Genomic DNA, 23,638 nt, shown 5'->3' on the forward strand with positions numbered 1-23,638 from the left:
CCGGCCTCTCCGGCCATCGTCACGTGCCGTCCGGCCGTATCGTCGCGCGGGCGGCCGGCAACCGCTCAGGGCCGGGGGCTACGATCTGGTGCGGTGATGCGTGAAAGACCCGGCCACCGGGGCAGGTTGGCAGCGACCGTCCTCGCTGCCGCATTCCTCGGCGGATGCGGTGCGACCGACGACGGGCCGAGCGACGACGACTGGGCGGAACTGGTGGCCATGGCGAATCCACGGCTCACCGACGTGAAGATCACCTCCGAGTCGGCGGCCGACGGCAACTGGAGACGGCTCGTGGGCACCGCGGACATCGCGGAGGACCTGTACGTCGAAGTGGACTCCGTCGCCGGTGGCGAGGCATGCGGAGGCGACGTCTCACCCACCGCGTTCGATGCCGTGCGCGGTCCCAAGGGCAGCGGCGAGCACCTGGTGCTGCGCCGCGGACCGACCGCCGGCACACATGCCGAGTTCGTGGTGGAGATCGTGCCGAAGAAGGCCGTGGTCGGCGACGCCGACTCCGACGGTGACGTCTACGGAGCCGAGGACGTCACCCGCGGTGGGTGGGCCGTGGCGGCCGCGGGCGGCGGATACCAGGTCGACGGCGTGGCATCCCTGCGCACCGGGTGGCCGGCGTCCTTCTACGGCGGTGCCGAGGCGGTCGAGCGCGCGGTGTTCGTCGGCACGGTCGAGTTCGAGGAACTGTGTGACCGCATGAGACACGAGTTCCCCGCGGCTTGAGCAGGAGTGCGAATCGGGCGGCGGGGAGCGGCGCCGGCCGGGTGACCGGTCGTACCGGGCCTCACCCGGGTCAGATGCCGAAGGCGCGGCGGATGGCGAAGTCGAACGCGCGGTCCGGGAGCAGCCGGCGCAGGAACAGGGCCGGGCCGGCTCCGAAACCCACCCGGTAGCGGGTGCGGGGGCGGCGCGCGTCGGCAGCCTTGACGATGGCCTTGCCGATGACCGACGGGTCGGAGGTCATCTTCGCGTCGGGCCGTGAACTCTGGGCGAGGGTGGTGGCGACGGCTTCGGCCATGGCCGCGTAGGCACCCTTGCCGGATGTCTGCTTGAGTGTCTCGGCGGCGATGGCACCCCATTCGGTGCGGATCGAGCCCGGCTCGACGACCACGACGTTGATCCCGAACTGCCTCGTCTCCATGCGCAGCGCGTCGCTGAGCGCCTCGACGGCGTACTTGCTGGCGTGGTACCAGCCGCCGAGCGGCGTGACCAGCTTGCCGCCCATGGAGCTGACGTTGATGACCGTGCCGCTGCGCCGGGCGCGCATGTGGGGCAGCACGAGCTGGGTCAGGAGGGCCAGTCCGAAGACGTTGACCTCGATCTGGGCGCGCGCCTCGGCCAGGGGAACGTCTTCGAGGGAGCCGTAGGAGCCATAGCCGGCGTTGTTGACCAGGACGTCGACGCGCCCCGACTCGCGGATGATGCTGTCGACCGCCTGGCGGACGGAGTCCTCGTCGGTGACGTCGAGGCCGAGGATGCGCACGCCCGCGTCGCGCAGCGCGGTCATCCGCTCGACGCGCCGTGCGGCGCCGTAGACGGTGTAGCCCGCTTCCCTGAGCCGGAGCGCCGTGTCGGCGCCGATGCCGGAGGAGGCACCGGTGACGAGTGCGACCTTGGTGTTGCTGGACATGTCGTTGCCTGTCTTTCGCTCGTTCTTGCGTGTCTCTGGTGTCTTCGGCAGGTGCCGTGGGCGTTCCGAGGCCCGGATCAGTGGCCCTCGGCCGGCCCTGCGACGGCCGCGTGGGCGCGCCGGACCTGAGGGTGCGCGGCGCGGCCCGGGCCGGAGATCGCGAGGCGCGGTGCCGGAGAAGACCCGCAGCGGCGGCTCGGCGGCGTCCGCGACCGGGAGGATCGCGGCGCCGACGTGAGCCGGGTCGTAGTCATGCCGGTCCGCCCTTCTCCGTGGCAGGGGTGATACACAGCGCCCAGCACACAATGACAAACATGTCATCGAGTGTCAATCTTGGCCGTGAGTGATACCCTGGGCCGGTGACGACGGAGAAGACGAGGTCCGGGCTGCGGGAGCGCACGCGACAGGCGGTGCGGCGCGAGATCACGGAGGCCGCCAACGCCCTCTTCATCGAGCGCGGCTACGAGGCGACGACCATCGACGACATCGCCGCCGCGGTCGGCATGTCGAAGCGGAGTGTCTTTCGCTACTTCCCCACCAAAGAAGACCTGGTCATCGGCAAGGTCGACTACCTCGCCGACGAAATGCTCCAGGGACTGCGCGCCCGCCCGGCCGGCGAGCCGGTCTGGGAGTCGCTGCGGGCGCTGTTCGATCTACTGGTGCCGCACGTCGACGACCTCGACAAGGACTCCGTCGCCGCACCGATCCAGCGGGTCATTTTCAGCACGCCGAACCTGCTCGGCAGCTACCTGGAGAAGCAGCAGCAGATGCAGGAGGTCGTCGTCGACGAGCTGAGCCGGCGTGCCGCCGAGGCCGGCACGCCCTGTCCCGCGGCCGACCCGACCCTGCGGGCGATCACCGCGGCCGCCTTCGGCTGCCTCGTCGCAGCCCAGCGGGCATGGCTGGAGAGCGGCTCCGGCGGCACCTTCGCCGACGCCCTCGACCGGGCCATGGCCGCCGTGGCTCCGCAGGTCCGATTGTAGGAGCGGCACCCGCCGCCCCGGGCCCGCGTGCGACGCGTCCGAGGAGACGGGTACGTACGACCGCGGCAGCCGGGCGTCCCCCGGCCCCGGCCTCCTGCGCGACGGGCGGTGCTGCCGACTCGCACCACCCGTCACGCCGGCCGCTCGGCATTCCGATCAGGAGTCGGCGATGGGTGCGGTGCCCAGACGGATGTGGTCGATGGCCCAGTACCAGTTGTTGCCCGCGTTGAAGAGGCGGAAGTTCACCCTGGCCGAGGTGGCCCCGGCCGGGACCGGGCAGGAGAGCCGGACCAGCAGGTTCTCCTGGTCCCGGCCGTGGTTGCTGTTGCCGGACGCGGCGCTGGAGTAATGCAGCAACCGCACCGTGTCGCCGGAGTCGAAGTCCACCGTGACCTCGGCCTCCTGCGGGCTCTCCTGCCGGTAGTGGGAGTCGAAGGACAGGTGCAGGGTGGACGTGCCGGGCGGGATGTCCACCGACGGGCTGCTCAGCGTCGAGTCGAAGCGGCCCCGGCCCGACGGGCCGCCCGTGTCGTCCCAGTCGTCGGGGTCGGCCACGGCCACGACGCCGAGCCCGCGGGTGAAGTGGGGGCGATTCTGCCCGGCGGGGAACCAGAACTGCTTGGACATGAGCGTCCAGCCCTGTAGTTCCCGGCTGCCTTGCGGCATGTCCGGCGCGTTGGTGACCGTCCAGCCGACGGGGGTGGTCCGGGTCCAGCCGAGCAGGCCGGGGCGGGGGAGATCGGCGGCCGGGGCGAGTGCGGGGGCGGCGGACTCGAAGTCCTCCGCGAGGAGGTGGCCGGTCATGACCGGACCGGTCACGACGGGCAGGGCCGCGGACGCTTCCAGGGCGCTCCCGCCGTCGCTCCGCTCAGCCGTGACGGTGGTCCTGAGGGTGACGCGGACGCGTGCCGCCGAGACCGGTGGGACGACGTCCCAGGACAGGGTCACGTTCGACCGTGCCGGGACGGATGCCGGCACGGTGCCACGGGCGGTGGCCTTCCAGCCCTCCGGAAGGGCGGGCGTGGCGGCCAGGGCCGTGAGCGGCGTGCTGCCCGCGTTGGTGACGACGGCCCGCACGGTGGCGGGTCTGCCCGGGGACAGAACGGCGCCGTCGGTGCCGGGGGAGTGCGCCGGGCCGCTGAGCGCGACGGTGAGAGCGGGGGCGACTCCGGTGCGCACCCGGGTGTCGGCGAGCCGGAGCAGTCCGCCACCCTGGGCGTGCGCGGCGACGGCCAGTCGGCCCGCGGAGGCGTCGCTGCGGGGGGTGACCGTGAAGCGTACGTCCGCGAAGCCACCGGCCGCGAGAGTTCTCGGAGCCGTGGCGGTTCGTTCGACCGTCCAGCCGGACGGAACGACCAGCGCGGTGGAGAGGCCGTCGAGCCGCTGGCGGCTCTGATTGCGCAGGGTGACGACGACATCGGTGGGACTGCCCTGCGTGAACGGTGTGTCCAGCGACGGCGGGGGCTCGGGCAGGCCGATGACCGCCGTCAGCGCGTGGGGGGTGCCGGTCGCCGGATCGGTGACCCCCGGCCCGTCGTGGGCCAGGCGGCCGGTCATGCGGCGCAGGAAGGACGGGTCGTCGCGGTCGACGGCCACGACGTCGTACCAGCCGTGGCCGGCAGGGCGCAGCCGCACCGTTCGGGACGCGCCCGGCCTCAGGGTGACGGTGTGCACGCGGTCGCGGTGCCCGTGGGGGTGGACCGATTCACCGACGAGAAGGGTGCGGGTGGTGGAGGACGGGTTGGAGCACACGATCCTCAGGTGGCCGTCGACCGGATGCGGGGCGAGGTACGCCTCGGCGCCCACACCGGTGCCGCGCACCTCCCAGACGGACCAGCCGGGACCGTGCACCTGGAGGTCGTAGCCGTCGTCGCCGTACGGGAGTTCGTGGTCGGCTGTTCCGGTCGCGGGCACGGTCCACGTCCGCGGCGCGGTGCCGTCACCGGGGTGGGCGCTGAACCAGGCGCCGGTGGAGCCGTCGTTGCCGAGCCTGAGGCGGACACGGTCGCCGGTGACCTCGGTCCGCAGGGACAACCGGTAGGGCAACGGGCGGGTCCGCCTGGTACCGGGCTCCTGCTCGGGCAGCGACTGGTCCGCGGGCGGAACGGCATGCCAGCGGCCGACCGGTGCCGGCACGGGGCCGGGCTGCTCGACCTCGGGCGGGCGTTGGCCGCTGTGGAAGTCGAACGCCGACGTCAGATCGCCGAACACGCTGCGGCGCCAGGCGCTGATGTTGGGCTCGTGCACCCCGGTCCAGCGTTCCAGGAACCGGATCACCGAGGTGTGGTCGAACGCCTGGGAACTGACGAATCCGCCCACGGTCCAGGGCGACACGATCGTCATCGGCACCCGCGGGCCGGGGCCCACCGGGCTGCCGTCGAACCAGTCGGCGTCGTCGCCCGAGGGCGGCCGGGGCGCGACCGGGGCCGGCACGTGGTCGAAGTAGCCGTCGTTCTCGTCGAAGTTGAGGAAGAGAACCGTCCTGGACCAGGTCTTCGGGTCGCTCGCGATGGCGTCGAGGAGGTCGTGGACGAGGTTGGCGCTGCCGACCGGGGTGGAGCTGCTGGGGTGCTCGGACAGGGCTGCCGTCGGCACGATCCAGCTGACCTTCGGCAGGGTGCCCTGGTGGATGTCGGACCTGATCCGCTGGACGAGCGTGTCCGGCTCGGAGCGGTAGGCGCCGCGCAGGAACAGCCGGCGCTCCGCCTCGGTCAGCGTGTCGACACCCTGCTGGAACTCGGCCAGCTCGGCCTGGCGCTGCTCGGGGCTCCTGGTCAGCAGGCTCTCGTAGAAGTGCTCGGTGGTGGCGTAGCGGCCGCTGACCTTGGAGAGGATCTTGCGGCCGATCTCCTTCCAGGTGCGGAAGTACTCCACCGCGTTGTCGGTGAAGTTGTCCCACTCCTGGTAGATCTGCCAGGAGATCCCGGCGGCTTCCAGCCGCTCGGGGTAGGTGGTCCAGGTGTAGCCCGCGTGGTCGTGATCGTAGGCGGCGTTGGTGACGGCGCGTGCGGCGCTGTCGGGCTCGTGGCCGGTCGTGCCGGTCCACAGGTAGTTGCGGTTGGGGTTGGTCGAGCCGTAGACCGAGCAGAAGTAGGAGTCGCAGACGGTGAAGCGGTCGGCCAGTTCGTACTGGAGGGGGATGTCCCGCCGGTCGTAGAAGGCCATGGTGCTCTGTGTCTTGGCAGCGACCCAGTCGTTCCACCAGCCCTCGCCCCGGGCCTGGTTGGCGTCGCGGAAGCCGTGCGCGAGCGCGCCCAGAAACTGGATGTCACTCTCCGGGCGACCCGCTTCGACCGCTGCCCGGCGGGCCGAGAACGGCAGGACCCTTCCGCCTCCGGGACGCGGTTGCTCGAAGACACCCGCCCCGGAGGGCAGCCTCAACGGCGTACGGTCGCCGAATCCGCGGACCCCTCGCAGTGTCCCGAAGTAGTGGTCGAAGGAGCGGTTCTCCTGCATGAGGACGATCACGTGCTCGACGGCACGCAGGCCGCCGCGCGGCATCGGCAGAGCCATCGCCCGGTGCAAGGACGCCGGCAGGAAGGACAGAGCGGTTCCACCGGCGAGAGCGCCGAGAACCCCACGACGGGAAACGTCAGACATACCGGCGACGCTACGGCGGGGCAACCGCATGACAGAACCCCGTGCGGACGGTGTTCGCCGACCCTTCACCCTGCGGCATCGGTCGTTTCAAGTCCCGGTGCGGGCCCGTCGCGTCCCTGCGCGGCCGGACTTGACCTGGTTGGCCACGGGTATAGGGCTTCCGGTGGTTCCACGGCCCAGCCACCGGGCGCCGGCGTCGGGTGGCGCGGCGCGGGCCGGATCGTCCGGATGAGGGTCACGGCCAAGGGAAGCGAGGTGTTCGCCGAAGCCACCGCCGGACTCGCCCGGAAACTCCCGCCGCAGAACCAGACAGCCTGCCCGGCGGACGGCCGCGTGCTCTCCGCACCCGCCGTGGCCGAGGCGTTGACCGGTGGCAGCGCCGGCCGATCTCCCGGTGGCCGCCTGTGCGACGGGGGCGAGCAGAGAGCCGGTGGCCGAGCCGATCACCTAGGGCAGTTGAGTACCAGCGCTCAGGCGGTGGCCCTGATGCGCTCGTAGCGTCCAGCCCATGCACATAGATCACGCTGCCCACGAGCCGGCGCGCCACCGGGTGGGCATCACCGCAGTGGCGTCCAGCCTGCCGGAGCACGAAGTGACGTCCCGGCAGATGCAGGAACGGCTCGCCGCGGCTTCCGGGCTGTCCCTGCCGGCGCGCATGCTCGAACGGGTCACCGGCATCACCTCGCGCCGCACGGCCGCGGAGTCCGAGTACGCCTCGACACTCGCGGTGAGGGCGGCGCGTACGGCGCTGGCGCGGGCCGGGCTCGCCCCCTACGACGTGGACCTGCTGGTGTTCGCCTCCGCCACGCGGGACGTGGCCGAACCGGCGACCGCGCACATCGTCCAGGCCGAACTCGGGTCCCGTGCGCACGCGCTGGACGTGACCAACGCGTGCAACAGCTTCGTCAACGGCATCGACACGGCACGGGCGATGATCCTCGCCGGCCGCGCCCGGCACGCCCTGGTCGTCACCGGGGAGACCCCCAGCCGCGCGGTCCGGCACGATCCGCGCGGCCCCGACCAGCTCCGGGACGGGTTCGCGGGCTACACCTTCGGCGACGCCGGGGCCGCGGTCGTCCTGGAAGCGGTGGACCGGGGCGGCATCCTCGACGTGGACACCGAGACCCACTCCGAGCACTGGCCGGTCGGCGGCATCCTCGGCGGCGGTTCGCGCCATCCCCGAGGGGACGAGCACACGTACTTCCACGGTGACGGCGGCGAACTGCGCGAGGTGTTCGAGAAGGTCGGCACCTCGGTGCTCGACCGGATGCGGCAGCGCACCGGACTGGCGTGGAGCGACTTCCGGCACATCCTGGTGCACCAGGTCACCGTGCCGTACCTGGAGCGGTTCGTGGAACTCACCGGTGTCCCCCGGGACCGGCTCGTCGTCACGGTCCCAGAACTCGGAAACATGGCCAGCGCCACGCTCGGCGTGCAGCTCGACCGCGTCCACGGCCGGCTCCGTCCCGGCGACCGGATCCTGTTCGTGGGCCTGGGCGGCGGCGTGAGCATCATGACGATGGTGTGGGAGAAGGCATGAGGTCCCTGTGGGTGGTGGTGCCCGCACACCAGGAGGCGACCCGGATCGGCGCCACGCTGGACGCGCTCGCGGCCCAGCGCGACCGCGACTTCACCCTCGTCGTCGTGGACAACGCCTCCAGCGACGGCACCGCGGCCGTCGCCCACGACTTCGCCCGCTGGGCGCCCTTCCCCGTCCACGTCCTCAGCGAGCCGGAGAAGGGCGTGGGCTGCGCCGTGGACACCGGCTTCCGGTATGCGATCGAGCACGGCGCGACGCTGCTGGCCCGCACCGACGCCGACTGCCTGCCCCACCCCGGATGGACGGCGGGTGCCCGCAGCGCTCTGCGGCACGGCGCGGGCCTGGCGTGCGGACGGATCGAGGCACGCCGTGACGAGCACGGGCCGGTCGGGCGCGCGGCCTTCCGCACGCTGGTCCGCGTCGCCGCCCTCTTCGGCCGGGTACGCCCGGCCCACCACCGCCGTCACGGCTACCTCGCCCCCTACCGGATGCACGCCGGCAACAACATGGCCGTCACCGCGGCCCTCTACGAGGCGGTCGGCGGGATGCCCCGCCGGCCCTCGCCCACCGACCGGCTCTTCCTGAACCGGGTGCGCCGCCACACCACCGCCGTCGTCCACGCCCGCGACATGGTCGTGGAGAACTCCACCCGCCGGCTGCGCGCCTACGGCCTGGTCGGCACCGCCCGCTGGTACCTCGACAAGGGGCCCGGCCGTCACGGGGAGGACCCACGCTGATGCTCGACACCCTCGCCCACACCCTGCGGCGCCACCCCGGCCGGCCCGCCGTCCTCGGCACCACCCGGACCGGGGCCGTTCGCACCCGGGCCACCAACGGGGAGCTGGCCGACCTCGCGGACCGCTACACCGCCTCCCTCCACACGCGAGGCATCGCACGCGGCGGCACCGTCGGCGTCGCCGTGCGCCCCGGGCCCCGGGCCCTGGCGGTGATGCTGGCCGTGCACCGACTCGGCGCGCGGGCCGCGGTGCTCGACCCGGGAGCGGGGCCGGACGTGCTGCGCACCCGGCTCGCCCTGGCCCGGCCCGACGTCGTCCTCGCCGACGCCACCGCTCAGGCGGCCGCCGGATGGGCCCGGCCGCTCGCCCGCCGCGCCCGCCTGGCCCTGCCGGACCTCGCCGAGCTGGGACCGGTGACCACGGTGGGGCCGCGGCTTCCCGGCTGCGCCCCCGCCCTGGACACCGGCCCGCGGGCCGCACCGCTGCCGCGCCCGGTGGACGAGGACGGCGACGCGGTCATCGTGTTCACCTCGGGCACCACCTCCCGGCCCCGGGCGGTGGTGCACACCCGCTCCTCGCTCGCGGCCGGCATGGCCGCGGTGGCCGGGCTGGTACGGCCCCGGGCCGGGCGTCCCGTACTCGGCGGCACCTTCTTCGTCCTCGTGCCCTCCCTCGCCGGCGGCGCACCGGTGGCACTGCCCGCCCGTTCCCCGCAGGTCCTGTCCCGCCAACTGCGCCGCCTGGCACCCCAGGCCACCTATCTGACCCCGCCGCAGCTGCGCCGGCTGCTCGCCGTGGGCGGCCGGTTCAGCGGGCGGGTGTGGACCGGCTCGGCCCCCGCGAGCGCCGAGCTGCTCAGCCGCGTCAAGCACGCGGGCGCCGACGAGGCGTGGGGCGTCTACGCGCTGACCGAGCTGTTCCCCGCCGCGGCGGTCGAACAGGCCGACAAGGCCGCCTTCACCGCGGAGGGCGACCTGGTCGGCATCCCCTTGCCCGGAGTGGCGGCCAAGACCGACGCCTCCGGGGAGCTGCTGCTGTCCGGTCCCGCCGCGCGCGATCGCTACCTGGGCGAGGAGCCCGACCCGTGGGTCGCCACAGGCGACCGGGCACGCCTCGACAGCGGTCGCATCGTGCTGGAGGGCCGCCGCAAGGACATGGTCCTGCGGCACGCCGAGAACATCTACCCCGGGCTGTACGAGCCGGCGTTGCACGTCCCCGGCGTCGAACTGGCCCTGCTCGTCGGAGTGCCGGCCGACGACGGGGACGAACGGCTGGTCGCCGTCGTCCAGCCGGAGCCCGGAGCGGACCGCGCCGCGCTACGCGCGGCCTTGGCCGGGCCGCTGCGACGCATGGGCTCCGCCCGGCCCGACGCCGTACTGCTCACCGACATCCCGTTGGCCGGCCGCTCCCTCAAGCCCGACCGCGCCGCGACCGCGCGCCTCGCCGCCCGGCGACTGGCCGAACGGGGCCGGGGATGACCGCGCCCGGCGGCACACCGTCACTGTGGGCCGTGGTTCCCGCCTACAACGAGGAAGCCGGCATCGGGGCCACCCTCGCCGCACTCGCCGCCCAGACCGACACGGACTTCACCCTGGTGGTCGTGGACAACGCCTCCACCGACGCGACCTCCCGCGTCGTACGCCGCTTCGCCGTCGGCGCGCCCTTCCCGGTGCGCCTCGTCCACGAGGAGGAACGCGGCACCGGGGCCGCCGCCGACACGGGATTCCGGTACGCCGTCGCACACGGCGCCACGACGCTCGTACGCACGGACGCCGACTGCCTGCCCGCCGCCGACTGGATCGCCGCGGCGCGCCGGGAGTTCGCACAGGGCACCGAGATGGCCTGCGGCCGCAGCCTCCCGCGCCGCGACGAGCGGCCCACGCTCGCCGAGCGGTACCTGCTCCCGGCGGTCGTCCGGGCCACCGCGCTGTACGGGCGCTACCGCGCGGAGCACCGACACCCGCGCTACCGCACGCCCTACGTACTGTGCCACGGTCACAACCTCGCCATCACGGCCGCGCTCTACCTGCGCTGCGGCGGCACGCCCCGCACCCCGCTGGAAGGCCCGCCCGAGGACGTCGTCCTCCTCAACCGGGCCCGCGAGCACAGCGACCGGATCGCACGGGCCGAGCGCATGGTGGTCCACGCCAGCCTGCGCCGCCTACGGGCCTGGGGCGCCCGCCGGACCCTGCTGTGGAGCTGGGACCGCCGCTACCGACCCTCCGACCCGAAACAGGTACACATCAGATGACCCGGCCGCCCCACACCACCACCCGCGCCACCCGCGCCGCCCGGCGCCGCGACCGGCGCGTCTACACTCGATCGCACCCCGTGCTGTTCGCCCTCCTCGCCGCCGTCCGCCGCCGCGCGGTCGCCCGCATCGGCGGCACGGTAGTGGTGCACGGCACCGATCCCTACCGCCAGGCCCTCACCCGGATCCCGCTCGACCGCACCGCCACCGGCACCACCGGCGGCGCGGCCCGCGAACTGTCCACGGGCGGCACACTGTTCGACCAGGAGGGCACCGGCCACCGGGCCACCCGACGCGCCGTCGCCGACGATCTCGGCGTGGCCGGGGTGGAGCGGCTGCGACCGGTGTGGCAGGACGTTCTGCACCGCCGCCTCGCCCCGCTCGCCGAAGGCCGCGACGTCGACCTCGTACCGCTGGCCCGCGAACTGGCCGGAGCCACCGTCCGCGCGCTGCTCGGCACGACCGGCGACCCGGAGGACATCGCCGCTGCCGCCGCCGCGGCGGCATCCACCGCCGTACGCGACCACCTGCCGGGCCCCCGGCCACGAGGCACCGCACGCGCGGCCACCGCGGCCACCGCACGGCTGGAGGCACTGCTCACCCCGGCGCCCGGCGACGCCACGGAGCCGGCCCTGCGGGCCATGCTCGCGGTCGCCGCCGTCAACACCACCGTCGCCGCCCTCCCACGCGCCGCCGCCTGGTGCGCCGACGCGGGACTCTGGGAGCAGGCGGCCGACGACCGGCTGCGCCCCACCCTGGTCGACGAACTGCTGCGGGTGACGGCCCCCTCCCCGCTGCTGCCCCGCGTGGCGGCCGCCGACGCGGAACTGGCCGGCCGCCCGATACGCGCCGGGGACCGCCTCGTCCTCGTCGCACGGCACGCCGCCCGCTCGCACGACCGGCCGCCGGACGCCCGTCACCCGGCACCGCGCACCGTCGCCCAGCTCGTCTTCGGCGCCGGCCCCCACGCCTGTCCCGGCGCGCGCCTGGCCCGCACCCAGCTCGACGACACCCTCGCCGCGCTCGCCCCCCACCGGCCCACGGTCCGGGGCGCCCGCGTGGACCGGGACGCGGCCCTGCCCGGCTGGCACTCCCTCACCGTCCGGGCGGCCGGCGCCCGTCCCACCACGGAGAACCGATGACCACGATCGCCGTCACCGGCGCGAGCGGCTTCTGCGGCTCCCACGTCGCCACCACGGCCGCCGCCCGCGGCGCCGACGTCCTGTGCGTCGGACGCCGACCAGGCCCGGTCGGCCGACACATTCCCTGGGACGCGGCACGCGAGGTGCCCGACCTGTCCGGCGCCGACCTCGTCGTGCACTGCGCGGCGTCCGTCGGCGACCCCGTGCCCGGCTCACCGGCCGAGGACGCCATGCACGCCGTCAACGTCCACGGGACGGCGCGGCTCCTGGAAGCGGCCGCCGGCCGGCCCGTGGTGTGGGTGAGCAGCGCCAGCGTCTACGCACCCGGCACCCGGCGCTCCCGCATCACCGAGGACCATCCGGTACGCGGGCACCTCAACGCCTACGGCCGCACCAAGGCCGCCGGTGAGGCGCTGGCGCTCGCCGCGGACGCCGTGGTGCTGCGGCCGCGGGCGGTCTACGGGGCCGGGGACCCCCACCTGGTGCCCCGGCTGCTGTTCCGCGTCCGACGAGGACTGCTCGTGCTGCCCGGCCCCAGCGTCCGCCTCAGCCTGACCGCCGTCGAGAACCTCGCCGACGCCTGCCTGCTGGCCGCCGACTGGCCGCCGGGCGCTTACAACATCGCCGACCCGGCGCCCTACGACCGCGACGAGGCGATCCGCACGGTGCTACGCGCCCACGGCGTACGGGCCCGCCTCCGCCACATCCCGCTGGGCCTGGCCCGCACCCTGGCGGAAGCCACTCAGAAGCTGGCCCGGCTGAGCCCGCACGCGGAGCCGCCGCTCACCCGCTACGCCGTGGACCAGCTGGCACACTCCGTGGTCCTGGACGTGTCCAAGGCCCTGTCCCGAGGCTGGGCGGCTGCTCGCTCTCTCAAGGACTACGAAACCGCCCTCTGAGCGGGTGAACGCCGGCATGCCCTCCTGCTTGTGTGTCTCCGGGTGAGCGAGGCCGTCGCGTCGGCGGCACACGGGGACTTCACCGACCGGAGCGGCGGGCGCCGCGGACCATGCCGGGCCGACCGGATGTCCACCCAACGAATCTCAGGCGAGGGCAGGTTCGCCGGACGGGCGCAGGGAGCGCCCGCCGGTGGCCGGCTGGAGTGGTACGTCGGACCGCCCGCTGAGCGGAGATCAGGTCACGATACCTTTGGCCGGATGCAGCCACAGCAGTCTCACACCACCCCCGCTCCCGTCTCGTCGGCCTCCCAACGGCCCGTCGGACGCGCCAGGACCGTGATGCTGTCCCTCCTGGCCGGGGTGGTTCTCGGAGCCGCGGGGACGGGCGCCGTGTGGGTACTGAGCGCCGACCCTGCCTCCACCGCCGCCGACGGGACCCCGGCAGCGGACGCGCGTGCCGCTTGTGCGGCACTCGACGGGTTCGACCCGGAGAAGTACGCCGAGAAGGGCCCAGCCGGCGAGATCGCCCTCAACCGCTATGCGGCAGCCGGGACACTGTCCGCGTCAGCCGCGGCGGGCGACCCGAAGTACGAGGAGCTCGCCCGGGCCGTCCGCCGTTCACAGGAGCGCCACGCGCGGGTCTTCGACTTCGACCCGGCGGTGAAGAAGGACCTGGCCAAGGCTCGCCAGATCTGCCGAGACCTCTGACCGGCGCCCGGAGATGGTGGCTGACCACCAGTGGCAGGCACCGGGGCACGATCTGGTCCGACTGCCGAGCGGACGACGTCGACTTCGCGGCACCCCCTGAGGCACGGCTGAGCGTGGACGCGGAGTCTCTTGCCGATCGACTCGGAACGCCGCTGACGGGGCATCAGGAGGACTTCGCGGAAACGGCACGCGCCCACATTCCTCGACGGCTTCTGAGAGGATGCCTACAGCGCGGGCGACGCGCGCCAGGAGGGTTTCACGAGGGTCCGGGGGACCGGATCCACCCGAGGGACCGCTCGACGGCTCGCTTCCAGTTGTCGTATTCCTGTTCCCGCCGTTGCGGGTCCATGGCCGGCAGCCACTGGGCGGCCCGGTGCCAGTTGCGGCGCAGGACCTCCAGATCCGGCCAGTAGGCGGCCGCCAGACCGGCGGCGTAGGCCGCGCCCAGCGAGACCGTCTCGGCCACCAGGGGCCGCACCACGGGAACGTCGAGCACGTCGGCCAGGAACTGCATGAGCAGGTTGTCGGATGTCATGCCTCCATCGACCTTGAGCTGGCTCAGGGCCAGAGCGGAATCGGCGTTCATGGCGTCGACGACTTCCCGCGTCTGCCAGCCGGTGGCCTCCAGTACCGCTCGGGCCAGGTGGCCCGCGGTGATGTACGAGGTGAGGCCGACGATGACACCGCGGGCGTCACTGCGCCAGTGGGGTGCGAACAGACCGGAGAACGCCGGGACGATGTAGCAGCCGCCGTTGTCCTCCACCGTGCGCGCCAGGGTCTCGATCTCGGGGGCACTGTTGATCAGGCCCAGACGGTCCCGGAACCACTGGACCAGTGAGCCGGTGACGGCGATCGGGCCCTCCAGGGCGTAGACGGCTGGTTGATCCCCGATCTTGTAGGCGACGGTGGTGAGCAGTCCGTGCCGGGACCGGACGACGTCGGTACCGGTGTTCATCAGCAGGAAGCTGCCGGTCCCGTAGGTGCACTTCGCCGCGCCGGGCGAGAAGCAGGTCTGGCCGAACAGCGCTGCCTGCTGATCGCCGAGGGCGGCCGTGATCCTCACGCCGGGCAGCAGGGCGCGGGCCTCGCCGTAGTCCTCGGCGGAGGGCCGGATCTCCGGCAGCATCCGGCGCGGGACCCCGAAGAACTCCATCAGCTCGGTGTCCCAGGCCAGCGTCCGCATGTCGATCAGCATGGTGCGGCTGGCGTTGGTCGCGTCGGTGATGTGCAGGCCGCCGTCGGTTCCCCCGGTGAGGTTCCAGATCAGCCAGCTCTCCATCGTGCCGAACAGCACCTCGCCCGCCCGGGCGCGCTGCTCCAGCCCGTCGACGTGGTCGAACAGCCAGCGGATCCGAGGGGCGGAGAAGTAGGTCGAGGGCGGAAGGCAGCAGCGTTCGAGGAAGAAGTCGTCTCCCGGCCGGTTTCTGAGGTCGTCGACCAGCGCGCCGGTGCGGGTGTCCTGCCAGACGATCGCCCTGCCCAGCGGAGTGCCGGTGCGCCGGTCCCAGAGCACGGTCGTCTCTCGCTGGTTGGCGATCCCGACGGCGGCGATCTGCCGGGCGTCCACGCCGACACCGGACAGCGCCTCGGGCACCACGCGCTGAAGGTTGCGCCAGATCTCGACGGCGTCGTGCTCGACCCAGCCCGGACGGGGGAAGTACTGGCGGTGCTCGCGCTGGGCGACCGACACCAGCTGCCCGCGGTGGTCGAACAGGATGCATCGGGTGGAGGTGGTGCCCTGGTCGATGGACATCACATACCGTGCAACCATGATCGGACCTGCCTTCCGATGCGTGGCGAAGCCGCCGGGGCCTACCAGCGGGCCGCGCCCAGGTCTCTGGAGATCGCCCGTGCGGCCTCCCGGAGCAGGGTGATCAGGGCCGGTTGGGGCCGGCCTTTGGTGTCACAGATCCGTTCGACGGGCCCGGACACGCCGATCGCGCCCACCACGAGGCCGCCGTGGGCGCGGATCGGCGCGGCTACTCCTGCGTCACCCATGCTCATTTCCTGCGTCTCGGCTCCCCATCCGAGCTCACGGATCTCGCCGAGTGCCCTGGTCAGGTCTTCCGGGAGGACCAGGGTGTGCCGGGTGTACGCCTGGAGTCCGGCCGTCAGCAGGGGCTCGATCGGCGCGGCCCCGAAGGCCAGCAGGACCTTGCCGAGCGAGGAGGCGTGCAACGGCAGCAGCGCGCCCACGTCCAACGTCTGGAGGGTGTCGTCCGGCCGGAAGACGTGGTGCACGATGAGCACCTTGCCTTCCAGGGGCGTGCCCAGGCGGACGGCCTCCCCGCTGCGGGCGGCCAGGGCGTCGGCCCAGTTGAGGGAGCGCGACCGTAGTTCGTTGACGTCCAGGTAACTGGTGCCCAGGTGGAGCAGAGCGGCCCCGAGCTGGTACTTCCCGGTCGTCGTGTCCTGCTCGACGAAGTCCACGTGCTGCAGGGTGCGCAGGATGCCGTGAGCGGTGCCCTTGGCCAGCCCGAGCGACGACGCCACCTCGCCCAGTGCCAGTCGGCGCGGGCCGGCGGCGAGCAGACGCAGGATCGCCGCTGCCCGTTCTATGGACTGCACAGGGCCGACCATGACTCGATCGTACGACCGGCGAGCCGGTGCGGGGACCGTCGTTCGGTAATGCCGACCCCTGTTCGTTGACCGGTCGCGGCGTGCTCCGTAGCGTTCCCTCACGCCCGGCCTTCTGCTGGCCGGCAGCGCGACCCGGAGGAGGGCACATGACAGTGACGCAGGTCGGCACTGTGTTTCCCGACGAGGAAGCGGCTCCTCGCGGAGAAGCGGCGCCGTGCGAGGTGGGCGAGCGGCAGGCCGTACACGTGTTTCCGCTGCCCCACGTTCACGTGGCCGTCCCGGCCGTCCGGCGACGCGTACGCGCGGTCCTCACCGGCTGGCACCTGCGCGCGGACGTCGTCGACGACGTGCTCCTGCTTGCCTCGGAGCTCCTCACCAACGCGGTCGTCCACGCGCAGCCCCCGGCCACGCTTCGGCTCTCGCGGCTCATGGGGCACGGACGGGCCACCGTACTGCGGGTCGAGGTGACCGACAGGGGGCCCGCGCCCGCGGCCGGACAGTCGGCAGCCGAGCGAGCCCCGGACGAGCAGGGCCGCGGCATCGACATCGTCATGGCGCTGTCGGACCGGTGCGGCGTCCGGGAGCACTTCGGTGGCACCAGCCGGTGGGCGGAAGTGGTCGTGAGCTGACCCGGGGTGTCTGCACGGCGCTCGGAGCGCTCCCGCGACCGGCGGCAGCGCGCGGTGCGTCGCCCCGCTCAGCGGCCCTCCTCGACTCAGGAGGCGACTCGCGGACGAATCCTTCCGGTCCTTCCGGTCCTGCCGATCCTGACGACCGGGTCCTGCTCCAGCTATCGGCTCCCTGCCTGAGTCCTGGCCCTCCTGCGCCGCCGCCGAAGCCGTGAGCGAGCTCGACGCGTCGCGCACGAGAAGGTGCCGTCGTCCATCGGACTCCTCTCCGCGGGCCTCGGGCGAGTGTCAGGCCGCACTCTCCTGGAGGGGCCGGTGGGGACGGGCGACGACCAGGTCCGCCGCCCGTCGGACCGAAGAGGCCGAGGCAGCCAGCAACGGCAGTCGGACGGCCGGGCTGGGAATGCGGCCCTGGGCGTGCAACACCCCCTTGATCACCGTCGGGTTCGGCTCGGCGAAGAGCGCGGCGGACAGCCGGGCCAGCTCGGCTCCCAGCCTGCGGGCCGGTTCGGCTGCGCCGCCACGCCAGAGGTCGATCAGCTGGACGAAGTCAGCGGTGCGGACGTTGGCCGACGCCAGGATGCCGCCGCGGGCGCCCGCTGCGAGCAGCGGCGAGATGACGGCGTCGTCGCCGCCGAGCACCGCGAAGCCGGGCGTCGACGAGCCGAGCAGCTCCATCGCGGCGGCGTCGATCGCACCGGTCGCGTACTTGACCCCGATGACCTGAGGAAGGTCTGCGAGCGCTTTCAGCGTGCCGGTGCCGAGGGGCTGGCCGGTGCGGTACGGGATGTCGTAGACGACCAGGGGCAGGCCCCCGTGTTCGGCAAGTGCCGTGAAGTGCGCCAGTGTTCCCGCCTCACCGGGCCGCGTGTAGGGCGGCGAGGGAACCAGCGCGGCGGCGACGTCGCCGCTCCGAGCGAGCTCTCGCAGGGCCGTGACGGCGGCGGCGGTGTCGTTGGTGCCGACGCCGACGATCAGCGGTGCTCCGTGGGCCCGGCAGGCGGCCGAGCAGATGCGGACCACGGCCTGCCGCTCCTCGGCGGTCAGCGTGGCCGCCTCCGCGGTGGTGCCCAGGGCGACGAGTCCGCGAGCACCGGCCGACAGGGCCTCGTCGGCGAGGCGGGCGAGCGTGTCCGGGGCGAGGCGCAGGTCGTCGGTGAAGGGGGTCACCAAGGGGACGAACAGGCCGGTCAGGGTCGCTTCAGGCTTCATGAGCCCAGCCTGGCGGACCCGAACCAGTAGATCCAGTTCATGCTTCTTCGCTTATGCGTAAGCTCACCTTATGCTCGATGTGCGACGTCTCCACCTGCTGCGCGAACTGGACCGACGCGGCACCATCGCGGCGGTGGCGGAGGCACTGACCTTCACCGCCTCGGCCGTCTCCCAGCAACTGAGCGTGCTTGAGCGCGAGGCGGGCGTGCCCCTGCTGGAGAGGAGCGGCAGACGGGTGGTCCTCACACCCGCGGGCCGCACTCTCGTCGCCCACGCCGACGCCGTTCTCGAACGACTCGAACTGGCGGTCTCCGAGCTGGCCGGGGTCCGCGAGGGCATCGGCGGGCCGCTGCGGATCGGGACGTTCCCCTCCGGTGGGCCCGCGATCGTGCCAACCACGCTGGCCGCGCTGGCCCAGCGGCATCCCGCTCTGGAACCGATGGTGCGGGAGATCGACTCGGCGCGGGTCTCCGACGGCCTGCGCGCCGGCGAACTCGACGTGGCGCTCGTCCACGACTACGACTTCGTGCCCGCGACACCGGACACCACGGTCGACCAGGTGCCCCTGCTGGAGGAGCCGATGTACCTGGCCACCGCCGGCCCCGCCGACAGCGCCTCGCCACCCGGTCCCGCCGCACGCGGCGAGACGCTGGCGGAACTGCTCGGACCGTGGGCAGGGTCCGCATGGATCACGGCCCGGGACGGCACGACCGGTCACGCGATGGCCGTACGCGCCTGTCAGGCGGCCGGCTTCCAGCCGCGCATCCGCCACCAGGTCAACGACTTCCGTACGGTCCTGGCACTGGCCGCCATCGGGCAAGGAGCCGGATTCGTACCGGAGATGGCCACCGTGCACGCCCCGCAGGACGTCGTCCTGACCCGGTTGCCCCTCTTCCGCCGCTCGAAGGTCGCCTTCCGCGCGGGCGGCGGCACGCACCCGGCGATCGCGGCTTTCGTGGACGCGGCACGAACAGCGGTGGGCGCCGCCGAGGACGCCTCCCGGCGGGGGAGGGCGCAAGCCGAGCAACCCATGCGGTCGCGGCAGTAGCCGCCTCCAGGGCAAGGCTCCGTCGGGACCCGTGCGGCACCCGATGACCGTGGGCGTCCGCCGCGGTGTCCGGCAGACGCGGCGGTGCCGTTTGCGGCCGCCGGCGTCGGTGTTCGTCAGCCGGGCCCGGGCGCCGCCGACGCGTCCCGGACCGGGCTCCCGTCCGGACACCGGTGCCCGGCGCAGCCCGTGCGCAGCCGGGGCCGCCCGATCGCCGCCGGGCGGCGAGGCCCGCCGACCAGGCGCCCGCGGAGCGGAACGCGTCGGGAGTGCGCCGCCGCCGCGACCACGACGCCAGGCCGAGGAACGTGCCCGGCGAACGCTCTCCCGCCGGGACGCTCCGCCCTGCGAGGGCCCTGCGGCAGCCGAGCGACAGCCGGGCGACGACGGCCGAGCGACAGCCGGGTGGGGACGTGCGAGGGCCGTGCGATGGACGTCAGTCAGGCGAGGGGTCGGACCGGCCGGCGGTGTCACCACGTCACCTCCGCATGGTCAGGCGTGATCGGCGGATCTCCCGTTCGAGGGCACTCCGGCGGATCGGAGCCGGAACCCGGGCGCACCCGCCACGCCCACGGCCTCGGTCCCGGCCTTGGTCCCGGTCTCGGTGTCGTCGAAGGCCCCGGTGCCGGCCCCGCCCTCGACGCCGGCCGGGGCCCGGGGGAGTACCCGCTCCAGCCACCCCGGCAACCACCAGTTGGCCCGGCCGAGCAGCGTCATCGTGGCAGGCACCAGCACCATGCGGACCACGGTGGCGTCGACGAGGACCGCGGTGGCCAGACCGAGCCCGAACATCTTGGTCGAAGGGTCCTCGGCGACGGCGAAGGACAGGAACACCGCCACCATGATGAGCGCCGCCGACGTGATGACCCGGGCCGTGCCCGAGACGCCCCGGACGATCGCCGCCCCGTTGTCTCCGGTGCGCAGGTACTCCTCGCGCACACGCGACAGGAGGAACACCTCGTAGTCCATCGACAGGCCGAACAGGATGGCGAACAGGAACATCGGGATGAACGACACGATCGGAACAGTCGTCTCCAGCCCGATCAGTGCTCCGCCCCAGCCCCACTGGAACACCGCGACCAGGATGCCGTAGGCCGCGCCGATGCTGAGCAGATTCAGCAGCACCGCCTTGAGCGGTACCAGTACCGACCGGAAGACCAGCAACAGCAGCAGGAAGGACAGTGCCAGCACGGCGCCGACGAACACCGGCAGGCGTTCGCTCGTGCGCCGGCCCACGTCGGACAGGCTCGCCGCGGCGCCGCCCACATGAGCCCGCGCCGGACCGCGACCGACCACCGGCGGCAGAACGTCGGCGCGCAGCCGGGCGACGGTCTCAGCCGTGGTCTCCTCCTGCGGCCCGGTGGTCGGGAAGACCACGAGGGTCGCGACGCCGGTGGCCCGGTCGACCCGCGGCGGTGCCGTCGACGCGATGCCCGGGTCCGCCGAGACCGCCGCCACGAGCCGGTCCAGCATCCCCGTGTCACCGGCGGGGTCCGCCGCGATGACGAGGGGACCGTTGACGCCCGGACCGAACCCCTCGGCAACCAGGTCGTAAGCGCGGCGCTCGGTGCGAGCCCGAGGCAACGACCCGTCGTCGGGCAGCCCCACGCGCAGGCCGATCACCGGCAGCGTCGCGGCCAGCAGCAGCCCGGCCGCACCGGCCGCGTACGGCACGGGATGCCGGTTGACGTGCGCGAGCCAGCGCCGCCAACCGGACGCGGGGATCATGTCCGCCTCGGTGATCCGTCGCCGGGCGAGCCTTCCCCGCCGGATGATCCGTCGCGGCCCCCGGGCGGCGGGGCCGAACCGGCCCACCCGGGCGAGACGCGGGCCCGCGAGGGCCAGGAAAGCCGGCAGCAGCGTCACCGACGCGACCACCATGACCAGGACGACGATCGAGACCGCGACCGCACCCACCGTCAGGAAGGGCACGTTCGCGACCGCCATGCCGAGGATCGACACGACGACGGTGCCGCCGGCGACGACCACGGGCCGCCCGGCCGTGGCCACCGCCCGCCCGGCCGACGCGCGGGGATGGAGCCCGCGCGCGAGGTACTCCCGGTGCCGGGCGAGGACGAACAGGGCGTAGTCGATGCCGACCCCGAGTCCTACCATCGCGCCCAGAACCGGTGCGAAGGTGGGGATCTGTGTCATCCCCGCGAGGACCGTCACCACGGCGCCGCCGACGGTGAGCGCGAGCAGCGCCATACCGATCGGCAGCGCGGCGGCGACGAGCGAACCGAACGCGAGGAACAGGACCGCGGCCGCGGCGAGGAGGCCGATCAGCTCCCCCACGCCGCCGTCGGGATCGGAGAAGACGTAGAAGAGCTCTCCGCCCATCTCGATCCGCAGGGGCAGCTCGGCGCGAAGCCGGTCGCCGAGGTCGACGAGCGCGTCGAGGTCCGCGGCGGACAGCCGGGCCTGGTCCGGGTACTGGAGCCGTATCACAGCGACCCGCCCGTCGGTGGAGACCAGTCCGTCGCGGGCGGCGGCGTCCCTGCCCGAGCCGAGTGCTCCTGCCGGGTCGCCCGAGCCGAGTGCTCCTGCCGGGTCGCTCGTCGCGAGCACGTGCGGCAGCCGTCCAACCTCGGCCTGCAACCGTGCCAGCGCCGCGCGTGCCGCCCCGTCGTCGAAGAACGTCGACTGCGGGCCGACGGGGGTGACGACCACCTGCGCGGTCATCCCGTCCTGACCTGTTCCGGCCCGCTCGATCAACTCCGCCGCCTGCTGGGAGTCGAGTCCCGGAACGGACATCGAGTCGGCGGTCCGCCCTCCGAAGGCGAGCGCGGCGCCGACCGCGAGCGCGGCGGCGAGCAGCCATGCCGCGATCACCCGCCATGGACGGCGAGCGGCACCTGCGCCCACAAGGGACAGGGCTTTCGAGAGCATCGGGTCCTCCTGCCATCTACCGGCCACCTCCGCACGGCAGCCACGCAGAGAGGTTCGCGGCAGCGACGCTCGTGGACATCGGCCGGCAGGCCGCGCGTGCGTCCGCCCGCGGAAGGAGAGGCGTCCCGTCCTTTTGACCGATGCGCGGCGCGGCGCACTCCCTAGGCTGAGGACCGTGCTGCGAGACGATCTGAGTGCGCTGTGGACCGAGCCGCGCCCGCCCGGCGCGCCCGGCAGGGTGTGGCGGGACTGGGCGCTGCTCGCCGTGAGCCTGGGCGGCGTCGTGCTGGAGGCCGCGCTGCGCGAGGACGTCGTGTGGCGGCCTGTGGCCGTCGTATTCACCGTGTGGGTCTGCGTGCTGACCCTGTGGCGCCGGACCCGCCCGCTGGCCGTCGTCGTGCTCGGCTTCGGCGCGATGATGGCACTCCAGACAGCCACCCTGGTGGCTGCCCCGCCCGAACCGGTCGGCCTGTACACCGGCCTCGTCGTGCTCGTGCTCGTGTACGCGCTGCCCCGGTGGGGCTCGGGACGCGAGATCGTGCTGGGGAGCGCGGTGATCCTCGCGACCTTCGCGCTGTCCGTCCTCACGGACCGGACTCCTGCCGTCGAACAGGTCGCGGGCTTCGCCTTCCTGTTCCTGCCCGCGTTGATCGGCGCGTCCGTCCGGTTCCGTGCGGGAGCCCGGCAGCGCCAGCTGGACCGGGTGCGCTCCCGCGAGCGAGAACGGCTCGCCCGGGAACTGCACGACACCGTGGCCCATCACGTGTCGGCCATGGTGATCCGCGCCCAGGCCGGCCGGGTGGTCGCGGCCACGGACTCAGTCGCCGCCGTCGAGGCGCTGCTGGGGGTCGAGGAGGAGGGGGCGCGCACGCTGGAGGAGATGCGGGCCATGGTCGCCGCGCTGCGGGACGGCGGGGGCGGCGCCGAGCTGGCGCCCCCGGCCGGCGTGGCCGACCTGGAGCGCCTGGTGCGAGCCCCCGCCGGCCGCCTCCGGGTCGACCTGCGGCTCGACGGCGAGGTCGACACGCTGCCTCCGGCCGTGGACGCGGCGGTCTACCGCATCGTGCAGGAGTCGGTGACCAACGCCATGCGGCACGCGGTCGACGCGACCGGGATCACCGTCCGGGTCACCGGAGAACGGCACCGGGTCCGGGTGACGGTGCGCGACGACGGCCTGCGAACCGGCCGCGGCCGCGACGGGTACGGTCTTGCCGGGCTGCGTGAGCGCGCCGCCCTGCTGGGCGGCCGGCTGGAGGCCGGCCCGGGCGCCGACCGGGGCTGGAGTGTTCAAGCCGAGCTGCCCCGAGGAAGGACGGACAGCGGTGCCCATCCGGGTTCTCGTCGCTGACGACCAGGCGATCATCCGCAACGGGCTGCGGATCATGCTGAACGCCCAGCCCGGCATCGAGGTGGTCGGCGAGGCCGCCGACGGACAACAGGCGGTGAGCCTGGCCCGACAACTGCGCCCCGATGTCTGCCTCTTCGACATCCGGATGCCCCTGCTCGACGGACTGGAGGCCACTCGCCTGATCGCGGGTCCGGGCGTCGCCGATCCGCTGGTCGTGGTCGTGATCACCACCTTCGACCTCGACGAGTACGTCTACGGAGCTCTGCGTGCGGGGGCCCGCGGGTTCCTTCTCAAGGACACGGGGCCGGAGCTTCTGGCGCAGGCCGTCCGGTCGGCTGCCGACGGCGAGGCGCTCATCGCGCCGAGTGTCACCGTGCGGCTGCTGCAGGCGTTCGTCGACGTACCGGGGGGGGGGGGCGCTGTGCGGAAG

At 73.5% G+C, this 23,638-nt stretch carries 19 protein-coding genes; 13 read left to right on the forward strand and 6 right to left on the reverse strand.

Features of this window, described 5'->3' with window-relative positions; all coding sequences use genetic code 11:
• Positions 1-126 precede the first annotated feature (126 nt).
• On the forward strand, positions 127-735 hold the full coding sequence (locus tag AC3ET3_RS29925) for a hypothetical protein (RefSeq protein ID WP_432158153.1): 609 nt from the start codon (positions 127-129) through the stop codon (positions 733-735).
• 70 nt (positions 736-805) lie between these two features.
• Here the strand turns inward: AC3ET3_RS29925 and AC3ET3_RS29930 are convergent, their stop codons facing one another.
• Entirely contained in the window at positions 806-1,642 is an 837-nt protein-coding gene (locus AC3ET3_RS29930; protein ID WP_432158154.1) for an oxidoreductase, read from the reverse strand.
• A 359-nt stretch (positions 1,643-2,001) separates the two neighbouring features.
• Here AC3ET3_RS29930 and AC3ET3_RS29935 point away from each other — a divergent pair, with 359 nt between their 5' ends.
• On the forward strand, positions 2,002-2,625 hold the full coding sequence (locus AC3ET3_RS29935) for a TetR/AcrR family transcriptional regulator (protein ID WP_432135255.1): 624 nt from the start codon (positions 2,002-2,004) through the stop codon (positions 2,623-2,625).
• A 156-nt stretch (positions 2,626-2,781) separates the two neighbouring features.
• Here the strand turns inward: AC3ET3_RS29935 and AC3ET3_RS29940 are convergent, their stop codons facing one another.
• Entirely contained in the window at positions 2,782-6,225 is a 3,444-nt protein-coding gene (locus AC3ET3_RS29940) for a phosphocholine-specific phospholipase C (RefSeq protein WP_432135254.1), read from the reverse strand.
• 508 nt (positions 6,226-6,733) lie between these two features.
• Between AC3ET3_RS29940 and AC3ET3_RS29945 the strand changes: the two genes are divergently transcribed.
• The 7 genes from AC3ET3_RS29945 (at position 6,734) to AC3ET3_RS29975 (ending at position 13,502) form a co-directional block, all read left to right on the forward strand.
• On the forward strand, positions 6,734-7,765 hold the full coding sequence (locus tag AC3ET3_RS29945; RefSeq protein ID WP_432135253.1) for a 3-oxoacyl-ACP synthase III family protein: 1,032 nt from the start codon (positions 6,734-6,736) through the stop codon (positions 7,763-7,765).
• Entirely contained in the window at positions 7,762-8,502 is a 741-nt protein-coding gene (locus AC3ET3_RS29950) for a glycosyltransferase family 2 protein (protein WP_432135252.1), read from the forward strand. The genes AC3ET3_RS29945 and AC3ET3_RS29950 overlap by 4 nt, the downstream gene beginning before the upstream one ends.
• The gene (locus AC3ET3_RS29955; RefSeq protein WP_432158158.1) at positions 8,502-9,980 is read left to right on the forward strand and encodes a class I adenylate-forming enzyme family protein; all 1,479 of its coding nucleotides are present in this window, start codon (positions 8,502-8,504) and stop codon (positions 9,978-9,980) included. The genes AC3ET3_RS29950 and AC3ET3_RS29955 overlap by 1 nt, the downstream gene beginning before the upstream one ends.
• Complete coding sequence (locus tag AC3ET3_RS29960) at positions 9,977-10,753, forward strand: glycosyltransferase family 2 protein (protein ID WP_432135250.1); 777 nt, start codon at positions 9,977-9,979, stop codon at positions 10,751-10,753. Before AC3ET3_RS29955 ends, AC3ET3_RS29960 begins: the two co-directional genes overlap by 4 nt.
• The gene (locus AC3ET3_RS29965) at positions 10,750-11,895 is read left to right on the forward strand and encodes a cytochrome P450 (protein WP_432135249.1); all 1,146 of its coding nucleotides are present in this window, start codon (positions 10,750-10,752) and stop codon (positions 11,893-11,895) included. The genes AC3ET3_RS29960 and AC3ET3_RS29965 overlap by 4 nt, the downstream gene beginning before the upstream one ends.
• Positions 11,892-12,794 carry an NAD-dependent epimerase/dehydratase family protein gene (locus tag AC3ET3_RS29970; RefSeq protein WP_435613221.1) on the forward strand — a complete coding sequence of 301 codons (903 nt, stop codon included), beginning with the start codon at positions 11,892-11,894 and terminating at the stop codon, positions 12,792-12,794. Before AC3ET3_RS29965 ends, AC3ET3_RS29970 begins: the two co-directional genes overlap by 4 nt.
• A gap of 258 nt (positions 12,795-13,052) precedes the next feature.
• Positions 13,053-13,502 carry a hypothetical protein gene (locus tag AC3ET3_RS29975; protein WP_435613222.1) on the forward strand — a complete coding sequence of 150 codons (450 nt, stop codon included), beginning with the start codon at positions 13,053-13,055 and terminating at the stop codon, positions 13,500-13,502.
• Between the two features lie 256 nt (positions 13,503-13,758).
• On the opposite strand, the gene glpK is transcribed toward AC3ET3_RS29975, so the two are convergent.
• On the reverse strand, positions 13,759-15,273 hold the full coding sequence (gene glpK / locus AC3ET3_RS29980; protein ID WP_432135246.1) for a glycerol kinase GlpK: 1,515 nt from the start codon (positions 15,271-15,273) through the stop codon (positions 13,759-13,761).
• A gap of 41 nt (positions 15,274-15,314) precedes the next feature.
• Complete coding sequence (locus AC3ET3_RS29985; protein ID WP_432135245.1) at positions 15,315-16,082, reverse strand: IclR family transcriptional regulator; 768 nt, start codon at positions 16,080-16,082, stop codon at positions 15,315-15,317.
• Between the two features lie 146 nt (positions 16,083-16,228).
• Between AC3ET3_RS29985 and AC3ET3_RS29990 the strand changes: the two genes are divergently transcribed.
• On the forward strand, positions 16,229-16,711 hold the full coding sequence (locus AC3ET3_RS29990; protein WP_435613223.1) for an ATP-binding protein: 483 nt from the start codon (positions 16,229-16,231) through the stop codon (positions 16,709-16,711).
• A gap of 288 nt (positions 16,712-16,999) precedes the next feature.
• Here AC3ET3_RS29990 and AC3ET3_RS29995 read toward each other — a convergent pair whose 3' ends face one another.
• Positions 17,000-17,923, reverse strand: coding sequence for a dihydrodipicolinate synthase family protein (locus AC3ET3_RS29995; RefSeq protein WP_432158161.1), 924 nt, complete (start codon positions 17,921-17,923; stop codon positions 17,000-17,002).
• Positions 17,924-17,993: 70 nt separating this feature from the next.
• Here AC3ET3_RS29995 and AC3ET3_RS30000 point away from each other — a divergent pair, with 70 nt between their 5' ends.
• Positions 17,994-18,971, forward strand: a complete 978-nt coding sequence (locus tag AC3ET3_RS30000; RefSeq protein WP_435613224.1) for a LysR family transcriptional regulator — start codon at positions 17,994-17,996, stop codon at positions 18,969-18,971.
• A gap of 492 nt (positions 18,972-19,463) precedes the next feature.
• Here AC3ET3_RS30000 and AC3ET3_RS30005 read toward each other — a convergent pair whose 3' ends face one another.
• The gene (locus AC3ET3_RS30005; RefSeq protein ID WP_432158163.1) at positions 19,464-21,860 is read right to left on the reverse strand and encodes an MMPL family transporter; all 2,397 of its coding nucleotides are present in this window, start codon (positions 21,858-21,860) and stop codon (positions 19,464-19,466) included.
• 175 nt (positions 21,861-22,035) lie between these two features.
• On the opposite strand from AC3ET3_RS30005, the gene AC3ET3_RS30010 reads away from it, so the two are divergent.
• Both AC3ET3_RS30010 and AC3ET3_RS30015 read left to right on the forward strand, forming a co-directional pair.
• Complete coding sequence (locus AC3ET3_RS30010) at positions 22,036-23,208, forward strand: sensor histidine kinase (RefSeq protein ID WP_432158164.1); 1,173 nt, start codon at positions 22,036-22,038, stop codon at positions 23,206-23,208.
• A partial coding sequence (locus AC3ET3_RS30015; protein WP_435613225.1) for a response regulator occupies positions 23,183-23,638 on the forward strand: 456 nt, incomplete at its 3' end. The genes AC3ET3_RS30010 and AC3ET3_RS30015, both read left to right, overlap by 26 nt.

It is taken from the genome of Streptomyces sp. bgisy159 (genome assembly GCF_057707805.1).

Excerpts from the sequence above, each read along its gene's own strand:
- AC3ET3_RS30005 (WP_432158163.1), bottom strand. The coding sequence starts at position 21,860 with ATGCTCTCGAAAGCCCTGTCCCTTGTGGGCGCAGGTGCCGCTCGCCGT.
- AC3ET3_RS29930 (WP_432158154.1), bottom strand. The coding sequence starts at position 1,642 with ATGTCCAGCAACACCAAGGTCGCACTCGTCACCGGTGCCTCCTCCGGC.
- AC3ET3_RS29995 (WP_432158161.1), bottom strand. The coding sequence starts at position 17,923 with ATGAAGCCTGAAGCGACCCTGACCGGCCTGTTCGTCCCCTTGGTGACC.
- AC3ET3_RS29960 (WP_432135250.1), top strand. The coding sequence starts at position 9,977 with ATGACCGCGCCCGGCGGCACACCGTCACTGTGGGCCGTGGTTCCCGCC.
- AC3ET3_RS29985 (WP_432135245.1), bottom strand. The coding sequence starts at position 16,082 with ATGGTCGGCCCTGTGCAGTCCATAGAACGGGCAGCGGCGATCCTGCGT.
- AC3ET3_RS29955 (WP_432158158.1), top strand. The coding sequence starts at position 8,502 with ATGCTCGACACCCTCGCCCACACCCTGCGGCGCCACCCCGGCCGGCCC.
- AC3ET3_RS29945 (WP_432135253.1), top strand. The coding sequence starts at position 6,734 with ATGCACATAGATCACGCTGCCCACGAGCCGGCGCGCCACCGGGTGGGC.
- AC3ET3_RS29940 (WP_432135254.1), bottom strand. The coding sequence starts at position 6,225 with ATGTCTGACGTTTCCCGTCGTGGGGTTCTCGGCGCTCTCGCCGGTGGA.
- AC3ET3_RS30000 (WP_435613224.1), top strand. The coding sequence starts at position 17,994 with ATGCTCGATGTGCGACGTCTCCACCTGCTGCGCGAACTGGACCGACGC.
- AC3ET3_RS29965 (WP_432135249.1), top strand. The coding sequence starts at position 10,750 with ATGACCCGGCCGCCCCACACCACCACCCGCGCCACCCGCGCCGCCCGG.
- glpK (WP_432135246.1), bottom strand. The coding sequence starts at position 15,273 with ATGGTTGCACGGTATGTGATGTCCATCGACCAGGGCACCACCTCCACC.
- AC3ET3_RS29950 (WP_432135252.1), top strand. The coding sequence starts at position 7,762 with ATGAGGTCCCTGTGGGTGGTGGTGCCCGCACACCAGGAGGCGACCCGG.
- AC3ET3_RS29975 (WP_435613222.1), top strand. The coding sequence starts at position 13,053 with ATGCAGCCACAGCAGTCTCACACCACCCCCGCTCCCGTCTCGTCGGCC.
- AC3ET3_RS29970 (WP_435613221.1), top strand. The coding sequence starts at position 11,892 with ATGACCACGATCGCCGTCACCGGCGCGAGCGGCTTCTGCGGCTCCCAC.
- AC3ET3_RS29990 (WP_435613223.1), top strand. The coding sequence starts at position 16,229 with ATGACAGTGACGCAGGTCGGCACTGTGTTTCCCGACGAGGAAGCGGCT.